Origin of the sequence: Shewanella sp. HL-SH2 (assembly GCF_051164935.1) — a bacterium.
In the GTDB taxonomy this organism is placed as follows: domain Bacteria; phylum Pseudomonadota; class Gammaproteobacteria; order Enterobacterales; family Shewanellaceae; genus Shewanella; species Shewanella glacialimarina.
This window is the reverse complement of the sequence record NZ_CP195035.1, coordinates 3,011,409-3,025,398: the sequence shown is the minus strand read 5'-3', so window position 1 is coordinate 3,025,398 and position 13,990 is coordinate 3,011,409. Positions and strand designations below refer to the sequence as shown.

General features: G+C 41.1%; 12 protein-coding genes. 4 read left to right on the top strand and 8 right to left on the bottom strand.

The window, feature by feature from the left end:
- Positions 1-144: 144 nt before the first annotated feature.
- Positions 145-1,176: a Glu/Leu/Phe/Val dehydrogenase dimerization domain-containing protein gene (locus ACRWP9_RS13195; protein WP_434926394.1), complete on the bottom strand. Its 1,032-nt coding sequence runs from the start codon at positions 1,174-1,176 to the stop codon at positions 145-147.
- A gap of 392 nt (positions 1,177-1,568) precedes the next feature.
- Here ACRWP9_RS13195 and ACRWP9_RS13190 point away from each other — a divergent pair, with 392 nt between their 5' ends.
- Positions 1,569-2,009 (top strand): DUF4826 family protein, encoded by a 441-nt coding sequence (locus ACRWP9_RS13190; RefSeq protein WP_235084457.1) that lies wholly within the window; start codon positions 1,569-1,571, stop codon positions 2,007-2,009.
- Positions 2,010-2,121: 112 nt separating this feature from the next.
- Here the strand turns inward: ACRWP9_RS13190 and ACRWP9_RS13185 are convergent, their stop codons facing one another.
- The 6 genes from ACRWP9_RS13185 to ACRWP9_RS13160 form a co-directional block, all read right to left on the bottom strand.
- Positions 2,122-3,258: a JmjC domain-containing protein gene (locus tag ACRWP9_RS13185; protein WP_434926393.1), complete on the bottom strand. Its 1,137-nt coding sequence runs from the start codon at positions 3,256-3,258 to the stop codon at positions 2,122-2,124.
- Between the two features lie 105 nt (positions 3,259-3,363).
- On the bottom strand, positions 3,364-4,734 hold the full coding sequence (gene purB, locus ACRWP9_RS13180) for an adenylosuccinate lyase (protein WP_434926392.1): 1,371 nt from the start codon (positions 4,732-4,734) through the stop codon (positions 3,364-3,366).
- 43 nt (positions 4,735-4,777) lie between these two features.
- On the bottom strand, positions 4,778-5,401 hold the full coding sequence (gene hflD / locus ACRWP9_RS13175; RefSeq protein WP_264177966.1) for a high frequency lysogenization protein HflD: 624 nt from the start codon (positions 5,399-5,401) through the stop codon (positions 4,778-4,780).
- A gap of 12 nt (positions 5,402-5,413) precedes the next feature.
- Positions 5,414-6,529 (bottom strand): tRNA 2-thiouridine(34) synthase MnmA, encoded by a 1,116-nt coding sequence (gene mnmA / locus ACRWP9_RS13170; protein ID WP_434926391.1) that lies wholly within the window; start codon positions 6,527-6,529, stop codon positions 5,414-5,416.
- A gap of 152 nt (positions 6,530-6,681) precedes the next feature.
- Complete coding sequence (locus ACRWP9_RS13165; protein WP_434926390.1) at positions 6,682-7,140, bottom strand: NUDIX hydrolase; 459 nt, start codon at positions 7,138-7,140, stop codon at positions 6,682-6,684.
- A gap of 67 nt (positions 7,141-7,207) precedes the next feature.
- Positions 7,208-7,909, bottom strand: a complete 702-nt coding sequence (locus ACRWP9_RS13160; protein ID WP_434926389.1) for an rRNA large subunit pseudouridine synthase E — start codon at positions 7,907-7,909, stop codon at positions 7,208-7,210.
- Between the two features lie 584 nt (positions 7,910-8,493).
- Here ACRWP9_RS13160 and ACRWP9_RS13155 point away from each other — a divergent pair.
- Positions 8,494-10,719, top strand: coding sequence for an NADP-dependent isocitrate dehydrogenase (locus tag ACRWP9_RS13155; protein ID WP_434926388.1), 2,226 nt, complete (start codon positions 8,494-8,496; stop codon positions 10,717-10,719).
- A gap of 127 nt (positions 10,720-10,846) precedes the next feature.
- Here ACRWP9_RS13155 and cspD read toward each other — a convergent pair whose 3' ends face one another.
- Positions 10,847-11,053: a cold shock domain-containing protein CspD gene (gene cspD, locus ACRWP9_RS13150; protein ID WP_226415349.1), complete on the bottom strand. Its 207-nt coding sequence runs from the start codon at positions 11,051-11,053 to the stop codon at positions 10,847-10,849.
- A gap of 195 nt (positions 11,054-11,248) precedes the next feature.
- Between cspD and clpS the strand changes: the two genes are divergently transcribed.
- Positions 11,249-11,557 (top strand): ATP-dependent Clp protease adapter ClpS, encoded by a 309-nt coding sequence (clpS, locus tag ACRWP9_RS13145; RefSeq protein WP_434926387.1) that lies wholly within the window; start codon positions 11,249-11,251, stop codon positions 11,555-11,557.
- Positions 11,558-11,616: 59 nt separating this feature from the next.
- The gene (clpA, locus tag ACRWP9_RS13140) at positions 11,617-13,875 is read left to right on the top strand and encodes an ATP-dependent Clp protease ATP-binding subunit ClpA (RefSeq protein WP_434926386.1); all 2,259 of its coding nucleotides are present in this window, start codon (positions 11,617-11,619) and stop codon (positions 13,873-13,875) included.
- The last annotated feature ends 115 nt before the right edge of the window (positions 13,876-13,990 follow it).

The following is a 13,990-nucleotide window of genomic DNA, read 5'->3' as shown; positions in this document are numbered from 1 at the left end:
GACGGATATATTGCATTTAGATGAAGCTTACAAATTGCTACTGAGTTAATTGACTTGAACAAGTAACAAAAAGGGAAGCCTATGCTTCCCTTTTTTGATCCTGCTTGGGTAATGAATATTTAACTATCATTACTTTGAACTGATTTAACGGCCTGCATTAATAATGGCACGAGCCATTTCATCGGCGACTGAACCTGTTGTGCGGTTTTCAGCATCTGCGCGAGTAAACACAGTTAATAATGTTTGATAAATTTGCTCAACCTTAGCGGTTGCAGCTGCTTTATCATAGTTATTTTCAAAAGAGACATTAATAATACCACCGGCATTAATCACATAATCAGGTGCGTATAAAATACCCATTTCTTTGAGCTTTTCACCGTGACGCACTTCAGCTAGTTGATTGTTGGCACAACCTGCGACAATAGTGGCTTTTAATAAAGGTAATGTAATGTCATTTAACGTTGCCCCTAAGGCACAAGGTGCATACACATCAACATCTTGGTTGTAGATATCCTGCGGCTCTACTACGGTAGCACCAAACTCGGTTGCGACACGGTCCAGGGACGCTTGATGAATATCAGTAACAATGAGTTTTGCACCGGCTTCATGTAAATGTTTACACAAATAGTATCCGACATGGCCAACACCTTGAACTGACACTTTAATACCTTCTAAGCTATCAATTCCACGTTGGTGTTTAACAGCCGCTTTAATGCCTAAATAGGTACCTAGAGCTGTTAACGGCGAAGGATCACCTGACTTGCCTTCAAGTCCTGCTACATAAGGGGTTTCACGGTTGGCTATCATCATATCTGATGTGGATACGCCAACGTCTTCCGCAGAGTAGTATTTTCCGCCTAAGCTATTAACAAAACGACCAAAAGCGAGGAACAGTTTTTCACGGTCAGTGGTTTTAGGATCAGCAATGATAACGGCTTTACCTCCACCCATAGTTAAACCAGCAAGGGCATTTTTATATGTCATCCCTCTAGAAAGACGCAAGACGTCTGTCAATGCCTCATCATCAGATTGATAATTCCACATTCTACAACCACCCACAGCGGGGCCTTTGTTGGTATTGTGCACCGCAATAATGGCTTTTAAGCCACTTTCTTTATCATGACAAAACACCACTTGTTCGTGCTCATCAAACGAGACATGATTAAATACCGCCACGTAAATTCTCCACTTGCTTTGGGTCGTGTGTTAGTTTTCCAACACTTAATTATTAGCATATTTGATAATACTTGAACACAGGAATAGACAAGATTAAAAGTAACAATTCAGCAAGGGTAGATTGAGCTACACCAATGGCTTAGTACTACTTTTGTATGGTCTAAGGTCAAAATATCAAATATGTACCAAATTCGTTATTTGGTATTGCAGCAAGATAGCATTTAGCGATACTCTCAACAAAGCCTGATGTCGTAAATTTTGAAATTAAGCTGGCAATTTTGCTTGCCACTTTACGTAAACGTAAAGTATTTTAGGATGTGTGTTAAATTAAGTGTCGTTGGTGCTTGAATTATGACCGACGAATGCGTGATAACAATAAGATAGGAAGTGTTATGACTGATGAAGTAGTTGAGCAGGTTGCAACACCCGCTGTAGATCAAGAAGCATTAAGACAAGATTGGGTAAAAACACAATTTCAAAAAGCCAATCGTTTTTTAGCTGAAAAAGGTGTGCTGCCAAATAAAGTGTATGCAGAAGAAAGTCGTTACCTTGCACCTTATTTAGCGATTTGGAAGATGGATTCTAAACAACCGACTAAACAAACCTTTTGGGTGATGTCTGGTGATTTACCTACAGATTATGTCGATGTGAAAGTGGCTAAAACAGCTCGTGAAGCAATGCGTCACTTTTCAATGATGTGGCAGCTTAAAGCTGAAAATTTACATAAATCTGGTGCCACGCGTGATCAGACCCAGCTTAAATTTGCTAATTTATTGGTAACTCGTGCAGAAAGTCTATACAGAATGCATGAAGATGAAAAGCTTTGGTCTTAAGCTCTGAACGTAAGCTCTGATCGTAAATTTTAGTAACATATGTTGACTGGATTTATAGATTAAAAAAGGCACATTGAGTGCCTTTTTTATTTTATTCAAATGAGTTAAAACATTACTCAGCTAGGTAATACAGACCCTGATTTATCAGCTCAACTAATAGTTCTGCAATCGCTAAATTGTCGAACATTGTTGCAGCAAGTTCATTGTCTAAATTCACAGTATTAGCAAAGCTGACAAGTTCTGCTTCGGTAACATTTTCAAGTGCAAACACTTCACCATTAATAAACAAGCGGCTAATATTATCATTTTCTAAACGTAATACTTTTAAGCCGCCAATGCGCAATATGCTGGCGCCATCTTCAATGACTTGTTGTAATTCTTCTAAATCAAGCGGCTCTTCACCTTCACAAATATCAAGCTCAAAACGATTTTGACTTAATAGCTTACCTAACATAGTTTGATATTTTTCAGGTTGGGTAGCCAGCTCAGCTAATAGCTGCATAATCCCTTGTTGTTGTTCTTGACTGACTATTCCTGGTTCTAGGGCTTCTGAGTCTGAGGTGAAACGCTGGTGGCCACTGTTGTTATCAATCAGTGAATCAGCTAGCTGAGTTAGCAACTCTTGTTGGCTTGGTGCCCTGAAACCTATTGAATAGCTTATAGCTAAAGATAAGGTTTCACCGCAATGTGGGTATCCAGGTGGGATATATAACACATCACCTTTTTTCAATACCACGTCGATAATCGGCTCAAAATCTTCAACTAATGGTGAGTTTTCGTCACCACCGCGACGTTTATGATCGCCTTTGTTACCGACTTTCCAGCGACGTTCACCTTCACCTTGAATAATAAACACATCATAATTATCTATGTGTGGTCCGACTCCGCCTAATGGGGTCGCAAAGGACACCATTAAATCATCAAAACGCCAATCAGGTAAAAAGCGGAAAGCATCAACTAATGGTTGCGAGTCTGGATACCAATGGTTAACGGCTTGAACTAACAGTTGCCAGTGGGTCTCACCATAAGCATCATAATCTTCAAATGGACCTTGAATAACGTTCCATTGATTCTGGTTTGCTTCAGTGACCACAATACGTGATGAAATTTCTTCTTCACAAGCAAGACCAGCTAATTCATCTGCGGCAATCGGGTCAAAAAAGTCCTCGAAGGCTTGTGTTAATACCACTGGGGTTTGTTGCCAGTGCTTTTTTATGAATGCTTGGGTGTCAAAAGTTAATTGATACATGGTCTTACTCTCTGTTCGGTGTGAAAGCATTATAAAAGAAAAGCGGCAACTCGAATGTCGAACTGCCGCTAGATTCAGTGAGGTGAATACACCTCAGCTGACGTCTTATTTTAGTTCGTCAACAAAGGCTTCTGCACGGCCAATGTAATTAGCTGGGGTCATTTTCTTAAGTTCGATTTTTACTTCAGCGGGAAGCTCAAGTCCATCGATAAATACCGCTAATTGTTGTGCATCTATGCGCTTACCGCGGGTTAATTCTTTTAGCTTCTCATATGGCTTTTCAATGCCATAACGACGCATAACGGTTTGCACTGGCTCAGCAAGTACTTCCCAGTTAACATCTAATTCTGCACGAAGGTGCGCTTCGTTTACTTCTAGCTTGCTAATGCCTTTTAACGTGGCTTGATATGCAATCAATGAATGTGCAATACCCACACCTAAGTTACGTAATACCGTTGAGTCGGTAAGGTCGCGCTGCCAGCGAGAAACCGGTAATTTGGCCGCTAAGTGTTGCATTAATGCATTGGCGATGCCTAAGTTACCTTCAGAATTTTCAAAGTCGATAGGGTTAACTTTATGTGGCATGGTTGAAGAACCAATTTCACCAGCAATGGTACGTTGTTTGAAGTGACCTAAGGCAACATAGCCCCAAATGTCACGATCGAAATCGATTAAAATGGTGTTAAAGCGCGCGATAGCATCAAATAGCTCTGCAATATAATCATGCGGTTCAATTTGAGTGGTGTAAGCATTCCAATGAATACCTAAACTGGTCACAAAACGTTGTGACAATGCATGCCAATCTACTTCTGGGTATGCTGATAGGTGGGCGTTATAGTTACCTACTGCGCCATTAATCTTACCCATAATTTCTACGGCTTTAATTTGCTTCAATTGGCGCTCTAAACGGACAACCACGTTAGCCATTTCTTTACCTAAGGTAGAAGGTGAGGCTGGTTGTCCATGGGTACGCGACATTAAAGGCACGGTTTTATTGTCATGGGCTAACTTTTTAATCGCATCAATAATTTGCTGGCACTGTGGCACAAGGACTAATTCACGTGCTTCTTTTAACATTAACCCATGTGACAGGTTGTTGATGTCTTCAGATGTACAAGCAAAGTGAACAAATTCATCTATTGCGACTAATTCAGCATTGTCAGCAATTTGTTCTTTAATGAAGTATTCAACGGCTTTGACATCATGGTTAGTGGTGCTTTCGATAGCTTTAACACGTAATGCATCTTGCTCACTGAAGTTATCTTTGATGCTGTCTAATAAAGCCAGTGCTGTTTCACTGAACGGTGGCACTTCTTCAATGTCAGGACAGCTAGATAACAATTTTAACCAGTTGATCTCAACTTGTACGCGGTACTTAGTAAGACCGAACTCGCTGAAAATCTCTCTTAATGAGGCGGTTTTACTACCATAACGACCGTCTACCGGCGAGATAGCAGTCAGTGCGGAAAGATCCATTTGAAGCTCCTTGATGAACTTTTATATTGTAGGGTGATTCGAATTATTTATTTTGCTGGCTGCTGACAGCCATATCAAATATTGCTTTACGAGCAAACACTAAGTGGCGACGTTTGCCGCCTAATTGACGCCACAGTACCGCGCTGCGCATAGCTGATAATAATAGGGAGCGAATTTTATGCTGCACATGTGTTTGCTTTAAAAATGCAGGATTACCCGAAATTTGTAATTTAGGGCCAAGGGCGCTAATCACATCGCTGTAAATACTGGCAAAATTTGCTAATACTTGTTCATCGGTAATCGCAAAATGGTGAAGTTGACGATGCACTTGACTTATACGTTCAGCAAGCATGCCTAAGCCGTTAGGTGAGCGAGATAGCTTACGCTCTAATGCCAATACACCAACCAGATAACGCGTCGTTTCAACGTCTTTATTGCTGCCGTCACCTAGTTGGTTTTGAATAAGCTGATAGCCTTTATCCAATAAATCCTTATCAGGATACACATCGGTAATGCCATCAGGATTAGTCACCAAAATTGTATTAAGGCTTGCCGCTAGGGCTTGCTCGTCACTCTCACCATGGCGGGCGATATATTGTACTTGCCCGATGGCCTGTAAAATGCCTGCAAAAGCCATAGTGCGTTCATATAATATATTGTCAGTCACTGTGCGGCTTACCTATCCCTTAATTAAATTATCAATGATGCCGCCGCCTAAGCATACTTCACCATCATAAAATACTGCTGATTGCCCAGGGGTAACAGCGGCAACAGGTTCATCAAAAATGACTTCGATAGTGTCATTGTTGATGTGTTTAATTTTACAGTTAACATCACGTTGACGATAACGAGTTTTTACGCTGATACTGCTTGCATCAGTAGGGCCTTTACGATCAACCCAATCTAACTGATTCACCATCATGCCAACAGACATTAACCGTGGATGATGACCACCTTGGCCAACCACAAGCACATTGCGGTCTAAGTCTTTATCAACCACATACCAAGGATCGTCATTGCTATTTTTTAAGCCGCCAATCCCCAAACCTTTACGTTGACCTAAAGTGTGGTACATCAAGCCCTGGTGAGTACCAATGACTTCACCTTCAGCTGTTTCAATGCTACCTGGTAATGCAGGAAGATAAGTGGCTAAAAAGTCAGTGAATTTACGTTCGCCGATAAAACAAATACCTGTACTGTCTTTTTTGTCATGGGTGATTAAGCCCATTTCTTTAGCAATATCACGTACCTGGTGTTTTTCTAGCTCGCCGACAGGGAATAAGCTGCGTGCGACTTGCTCATGGCTGAGCGTGTATAAAAAATAGCTTTGATCTTTATTACCATCAACACCACGTAGCATTTGGGTAGTACCGTCGGCATTGTCACGTCGGCGGACATAATGACCCATAGCGATGTAATCAGCGTCTAAAATTTCATCAGCGAATTCTAAAAACGCTTTGAATTTGATTTCTTTGTTGCACATGATATCGGGGTTAGGTGTACGGCCAGCCTTATACTCGGCTAAAAAGTACTCAAAAACATTATCCCAATATTCAGCGGCAAAGTTGACAGTATGTAATTTAATACCTAGCTTGTCGCAAACCGATTGTGCATCTTTAAGATCATCACTGGCAGCACAATATTCATCGGTGTCATCTTCTTCCCAGTTTTTCATAAATAGACCTTCAACCTCATAGCCTTGCTGCATAAGCAGATAAGCTGAAACTGAAGAGTCCACACCGCCGGACATGCCAACGATGACTTTTTTACCATTAGTGGGTGTGATTGATGTCATAGATCCTATAAACCGTTCAGTGTATCAATGAAACGCCCTTTTAGGGCATTGCAAAAAGGGAAATTGTGTAAATTCTGCGGCGCATATTCTATCACGCATTAGCCTTTGGGGCTATCTTGAAGCTGGGTTTGTTTGTTTCATGTATACCGCGTTCAAAAGTAGTCTGCATTCAGCACATCTAGCGGGTAATGTTGGCCTTGTTGGTCTAAAAAATCATCGATAGATTTAAGCACTAATGGGCTGCGCATTTGCGTCGATTTTGAACTTATTTCATCGCGTGTAAACCAGTGGGTAGCAGTAATTACGCTGTCTTGTGGAATAGCAGTGACCTGCACAGGTAGCTCGACACAAAAACTAAACCTAACAAATTCGACATCATTGGCGGCGGTAAATTGATAAATGCCGACTAACCCAGATGGGGTAATATTAAGGCCTGTTTCTTCCAGTACTTCACGTTTGCAGGCGGCTATAATGGTCTCGTTAGCTTCTAGATGCCCAGCAGGCTGGTTATAACGTTTTTGTCCATCAATCCATTCTTCAACCAATAAAAACTTACCGCTACAATGAATGACAGAAGCCACTGTGGTGTTAGGTTTATATCGCGGGCTCATAAATTTCTCTTAAATTGATCATGATTGTAATAGTAATAAGCCTAGTTTACACGCCACTTTATTGCCGTTATGTACTGCTTGCTGGCAGTACCGAAAATTCACCACTTTGAAGATCATCCAAACACCATTGACCTATTTTATAACGGATTAATCTAAGAGTAGGGTAACCTATATGTGCCGTCATTCGCCTTACCTGGCGATTTTTTCCTTCGCATATTTGAATTTCTAACCAGCTGGTCGGGATCGCTTTGCGCTCTCTTACTGGAGGTGTGCGTGGCCAAACATCAGGTGCAGGCATTAAACGTACCTTGGCAGGTAAGGTCTTACCGTCTTTTAACTCAACGCCTAATTGAAGCGCGGTTATCGCATCTTGGGTAGGCTCGCCTTCAACTTGTACCCAATAGGTTTTAAATGTTTTTTGGTTTGGCTGGGTAATTTTTGCCTGTAATTGGCCATCATTAGTGAGTAGTAATAATCCTTCACTGTCTCTATCTAAGCGTCCCGCGGCATAAACATCGGCTATGGGAATAAAATCTTTTAAGGTCTGCCTGCCCGCTTCGTCAGTAAACTGGCATAGCACATCAAAGGGTTTATTAAACAACACAATGACTGGGTTTGACGGCCTTGGCTTTACTTTACCCGAGTGAGGTGAAGTAGGAGATGGTTTTTTATATATTTGTTTTTTATCTGTAAAAAAATTTGAAGCAGCTTTAGATGCTTTACTGTTGAATGGTTTTTTAGTCGATTTTTTATTTGCGGGAAGCGCCATAATGGGAACTGAAAGCCTTTGTGTGTTTATGCAATTGTCTCAATTTAGCCAAAGTAAAGTCGGCTATTGAAAACCAAGGGTTAACTTAAGTTTAATCAGCATTAAAACAGTAAAATAAAATGAACAGCAACAAGTTTACTGCTTATTCGCCATAAGTGGAATTTGAATATTATTCAGAATGCTCTATGATGTTGGCCTGAAAATTGTGATCTGCACCTAATTTTTTTAAAAAATGGGTTTACTGTACCAGTGACAATTGATCTTTCGATATGATTTTTGACGATGAAAGCTCAACGGTTGCTATGAAGCAAGTAACTGATTTTTCATTGCTTGGTATCTAAAGCAATGCAGCAAGTACTAATAATAATAAAAAATGGGATTGGGGATTTCACCAGCGTTGGAACAAAAACACTGGTTAGCGATGCACATTTAATGGGTACTCACTAATAGGGTGTATTGGCTCAACTTCATTTCATCAATGTATACAGATTATGCTTGCATGATGACATAAGCGTGAAATCGACTTTATATCCGCACCAAAATATTCTAATAAATTATTAATTTACAATAATGTAGGAAAAACCATGAAAGATAACTCTCCAACGATTATTTATACTGAAACCGATGAAGCACCAGCATTAGCGACACTTTCTCTGTTACCTATTATTCGTACCTTTACTAATGCCGCAGGCGTTAAAGTTGAAACACGTGACATTTCCTTATCTGGTCGTGTGCTTGCTAACTTCCCTGAAAATTTAACAGCAGATCAGAAAATTGCTGATGCATTAACGGAGTTAGGTGAATTAGCTAACCAGCCTGAAGCTAACATCATTAAATTACCTAACGTCAGCGCGTCAGTGCCACAGTTAAAAGCGTGTATTGCTGAGCTTCAAGCTAAAGGCTATGACATTCCAAACTATCCGGATGAGCCAAAAACTGACGCTGAGAAAGAAACTCAGTCACGTTATGACAAAATTAAAGGCAGTGCAGTAAACCCTGTATTACGTGAAGGCAATTCAGATCGTCGTGCGCCAACGTCTGTAAAAAATTACGCCAAGAAAAACCCACATTCAATGGGTAAATGGGCGAGTGATTCTAAGTCACACGTTGCTCATATGAACGAAGGCGATTTTTATGGCAGCGAATTATCAGTGACGTTAACGGCTGCTGACAAAGTCAGTATCGTTTTAGCGAAAGCCGATGGCAGCGAGCAAGTATTAAAATCAGGTTTAGCGTTATTAGCTGACGAAGTGATTGATACTGCAGTAATGAGTAAGAAAGCATTAATTGAATTCTATACCCATGAAATTGAAGCTGCTAAATCAGAAGATATTTTATTATCGCTTCACTTGAAAGCAACGATGATGAAAGTATCTGATCCGATTTTATTTGGTCACGCCGTTAAAGTGTTCTTTAAAGCGGTATTTGATAAACACAGTGCCTTGTTTGCTGAGTTAGGCGTTGATGTTAATAATGGTTTTGGCGATGTATATGCCAAAATTAAATCTTTACCAGACGCACAGCGTGCTGAAGTTGAAGCAGATATTGCTGCAGTTTATGCCGCACGTCCAGCACTTGCTATGGTTGATTCAGATAAAGGTATTACCAACTTACACGTGCCAAGTGACATCATTATTGATGCTTCTATGCCTGCAGCTATTCGTTCTTCAGGCCAAATGTGGGGCCCAGATGGTCAATTGAAAGACACTAAAGCGATGATCCCAGATCGTTGTTATGCCGGTGTTTATCAAGAGACTATCGCATTCTGTAAAGCCAATGGTGCATTCAATCCAACAACAATGGGTAGTGTACCTAACGTAGGTTTGATGGCGCAAAAAGCAGAAGAATACGGTAGCCACGACAAAACATTTGAAATCACAGCAGCTGGTACCGTTAAGGTTATCAATCAAGCGGGTGATGTCATTATGAGCCACGCGGTTGAAGTGGGCGATATTTACCGCATGTGCCAAGTGAAAGATGCCCCAATCCGTGACTGGGTAAAACTTGCTGTTAAGCGTTCACGTTTAAGCAATACACCTGCGGTATTTTGGTTAGACAGCAACCGTGCTCACGATGCTGAGATCATCAAAAAAGTGAACACCTATTTAGCTGACAGTGACACTGCTGGGTTAGATATCCGCATTATGTCACCAGTAGATGCTACCCGTTTCACATTAGATCGCATCATTAAAGGTGAAGATACAATTTCTGTTACCGGTAACGTTTTACGTGATTACCTAACAGATTTATTCCCAATCCTTGAATTAGGCACAAGTGCCAAAATGCTATCTATCGTGCCATTAATGAACGGTGGTGGATTGTTTGAAACCGGTGCAGGTGGTTCAGCGCCAAAACACGTGCAACAAGTTGAAAAAGAAAACCACTTGCGTTGGGATTCTTTAGGTGAGTTCTTAGCACTTGCAGCTTCACTTGAACACCTAAGCCAAACAACGGGCAATACAGAAGCGCAAGTACTTGCCGATGCGTTAGACGTGGCTATCGGTCAATTCCTTGATTGTAATAAGTCTCCATCACGCAGAGTGGGAGAGTTAGACAACCGTGGTTCGCATTTCTATTTAGCACTTTACTGGGCACAAGCACTTGCAGCACAAACGACTGACGCAGTTCTTGCCGCTAAGTTTACAAAGTTAGCGACAGACTTATTGTCAAATGAAGCGGTTATTGTTGCTGAACTTAATGAAGCACAAGGCCCAGCAGTTGATTTAGGCGGATATTACCGTTTAGATGCTGTTAAAGCTGAACAAGCAATGCGCCCAAGCAAAACGTTAAACAGTTTAATTTTGGCGTAAGACCTTACTTAAGCTAATAAAAAACGCGCCTAGTTGGGCGCGTTTTTGTTTTTTCAAATTTATTTACTAAAAATAAAAAAAGACAGGGATTAAAATCCCTGTCTTTTTGCTTTATAGTTCCATCCAACTAATTAGTTGGTGAAATGGCTGAAGCATGCATCCCTTTAGGGCCTGCTTCTATTTCAAAAGAAACTGGTTGTCCCGCTTTAAGCGTACGGTAACCTTCCATTTCTATAGTTGAATAATGCGCAAATACATCTTCGCCACCCTGATCTGGGCAAATAAACCCGAATCCTTTGGCGTTGTTGAACCATTTAACAGTTCCGCTTGCCATACTTCCACTTCCTTCTTTTGTCTACTTACCAGTAAGATAGTAAAACTTATTATTCAGCGGTCTTTAAACGCCGCCTGACAAACAGAATGAAATTTGTACGAAAAGAAGTCAAGCGGAAATTAACAAAAAGACAACATTAAATTAATTTATTATTATCATGTGGTCGGTATTGAAATGAGAGGCTAGTATTAAAGCATGGCTAAAATAGGCAGCATTGAAAAAGTTGAAGAAAAAGTTGAATCAGACATTCAAAGACCCAATCTCTATAAGGTAGTCTTAAATAATGATGATTACACGCCAATGGATTTTGTCGTTGAAGTGTTACAACGTTTCTTTGATAAGAATGAACAGCAGGCAGTGGATATCATGTTAGCTATTCATCACCAAGGAAAAGGACTCTGTGGTGTTTTTCCATTCGGCATTGCTGAAACTAAAGTGTTACAAGTAAATCAGTGTGCAAGAGAAAACCAACATCCGTTACTGTGTAGTTTAGAGAAAGAATAGTGTAGCTTAAGACATAATAATCTTACTCTGCAGTTTGTGGTTAATTTGAGGGGGTGCTTATGCTGAACAAAGACTTAGAAGTCACCTTGAACCTAGCGTTTCAGCAAGCTAGAGATTCGCGTCATGAGTACATGACGGTAGAACATTTATTATTAGCGCTATTAGACAACCCCGCAGCTTATGAGGCGTTGATTGCTTGTGGGGCCGACATTAATAAACTTCGTGAAGAAGTGCATAATTTTATTCAACAAACCACGCCAATTATTGCAGATAGTGCAGATGAAAAAGAAACCCAACCAACATTGGGTTTTCAGCGTGTTTTGCAACGAGCAGTATTTCATGTTCAATCATCTGGGCGTAATGAAGTCACCGGAGCCAATGTTTTGGTTGCCATTTTCAGTGAGCAAGAGTCACAGGCGGTGTATTTATTACGTCGTTGCGAAATTACTCGTCTAGATGTGGTTAATTACATTTCCCACGGTTTTTCAAAAGATGAAGAAAAAGCCGATGATGGCGGCAGTGAACATTCAGAAGATCAATCTGAGTCAGCTGAAGATCGCAGCATGTTGTCGCAATTTGCAGCCAACCTAAATCAGTTATCAATAGACGGGGTCATTGACCCACTCATTGGCCGCGATGCAGAAGTTGAGCGTGCGGTACAAACATTATGTCGTCGCCGCAAAAACAATCCCTTGTTAGTGGGTGAGGCCGGTGTTGGTAAAACTGCTATTGCCGAAGGGTTAGCCTACCGTATTGTCAATAAGCAAGTGCCTGAAGTGATGGCGAATGCCACTGTGTATTCATTAGACATGGGCTCATTATTGGCCGGAACAAAATACCGTGGTGATTTTGAGAAACGCTTTAAAAGCTTGCTCAAAGAACTAGCCGCAGATGAACATGCCATTTTATTTATCGATGAAATTCATACCATTATTGGCGCTGGTGCGGCCTCTGGCGGCGTCATGGATGCCTCTAATTTACTCAAACCATTATTGTCTAGTGGCAAATTACGTTGCATGGGTTCAACCACGTTCCAGGAATATCAAAGTATTTTTGAAAAAGACCGGGCATTGGCGCGTCGCTTCCAAAAAATTGATGTCAATGAGCCTTCTGTTGCTGAAACCACTAAAATTTTGATGGGTTTAAAGTCTAAATACGAAGAGTATCATGGTGTTCGTTATACCCAAGCAGCAATCAGCAGCGCGGCTATTTTATCCGCCAAGCACATTAATGATCGTCACTTGCCAGATAAAGCGATTGACGTCATTGATGAAGCGGGTGCTCGCATGGTGATGATGCCCGCAAGCAAACGCAAGAAAACCATTGGCCAAGCTGAAATCGAAGCCATTATCGCTAAACTTGCGCGTATTCCTGAAAAGTCGGTATCCTCTTCTGACAAGGACTTACTTAAAAACCTTGAGCGGAACCTTAAGATGGTGGTTTTTGGCCAAGATAAGGCCATTGAGAGCTTATCAGCGGCTATCCGTCTCTCTCGCAGCGGGTTAGGTAGCGATAAAAAGCCGGTTGGTAGTTTCTTATTTGCAGGCCCTACAGGGGTGGGCAAGACGGAAGTGACCAATCAATTAGCCGCTGCGTTAAGCTTAAAGCTAATTCGTTTTGACATGTCAGAGTACATGGAACGCCACGCGGTCTCACGCTTGATAGGCGCACCTCCAGGCTATGTCGGTTATGATCAAGGTGGTCAATTGACCGATGCGGTGATTAAAAACCCACATTGTGTTGTGCTTTTAGATGAAATTGAAAAAGCGCATCCTGAAGTATATAACTTGTTACTACAGGTTATGGATCACGGTACCTTAACCGATAACAATGGCCGTAAAGCTGATTTTCGCAATGTCACATTAGTGATGACAACCAACGCGGGTGTGCAAGAAACCATTCGTAAATCGATTGGCTTTCAACAGCAAGATCATACCCAAGATGCGCTTGCTGAAATCAATAAAGTGTTCACACCTGAGTTTCGTAACCGTTTAGATTCGATTGTGTGGTTTAACCATTTAGACTTAACCGTGATTGCCAAAGTGGTCGACAAGTTCTTAGTTGAACTTCAAGCTCAGTTAGATGATAAACGTGTCACCTTAGAGGTCAGTGATGAAGCCCGTACCTTGCTTGCTGAGAAAGGTTACGACAAAGACATGGGAGCGCGTCCAATGAGCCGTGTGGTCACTGAATTGATTAAACGCCCATTAGCGGATGAAATCCTATTCGGTAAGCTTGAAGCCGGTGGCATAGCGCATATCGACGTTAAAGACGGTGAGATTTATATCGAGTGTGAAACACCTGAAAAAGTGTCTTAATATATCGATATAATGAGTTTTATAAAAAGATGGCCACTGCCATCTTTTTTTATGGCTTTATAATGATACGAGCTTGCTGAGTTGGTTTTTGTGAAGTAAAAATTGCACCAGAATA

Bases quoted from the DNA above. Each gene is read 5' to 3' on its own strand.
- ACRWP9_RS13185 (WP_434926393.1), bottom strand. From the start codon at position 3,258: ATGTATCAATTAACTTTTGACACCCAAGCATTCATAAAAAAGCACTGG.
- mnmA (WP_434926391.1), bottom strand. From the start codon at position 6,529: ATGACATCAATCACACCCACTAATGGTAAAAAAGTCATCGTTGGCATG.
- clpS (WP_434926387.1), top strand. From the start codon at position 11,249: ATGGCTAAAATAGGCAGCATTGAAAAAGTTGAAGAAAAAGTTGAATCA.
- ACRWP9_RS13165 (WP_434926390.1), bottom strand. From the start codon at position 7,140: ATGAGCCCGCGATATAAACCTAACACCACAGTGGCTTCTGTCATTCAT.
- cspD (WP_226415349.1), bottom strand. From the start codon at position 11,053: ATGGCAAGCGGAACTGTTAAATGGTTCAACAACGCCAAAGGATTCGGG.
- purB (WP_434926392.1), bottom strand. From the start codon at position 4,734: ATGGATCTTTCCGCACTGACTGCTATCTCGCCGGTAGACGGTCGTTAT.
- ACRWP9_RS13160 (WP_434926389.1), bottom strand. From the start codon at position 7,909: ATGGCGCTTCCCGCAAATAAAAAATCGACTAAAAAACCATTCAACAGT.
- ACRWP9_RS13190 (WP_235084457.1), top strand. From the start codon at position 1,569: ATGACTGATGAAGTAGTTGAGCAGGTTGCAACACCCGCTGTAGATCAA.
- ACRWP9_RS13155 (WP_434926388.1), top strand. From the start codon at position 8,494: ATGAAAGATAACTCTCCAACGATTATTTATACTGAAACCGATGAAGCA.
- clpA (WP_434926386.1), top strand. From the start codon at position 11,617: ATGCTGAACAAAGACTTAGAAGTCACCTTGAACCTAGCGTTTCAGCAA.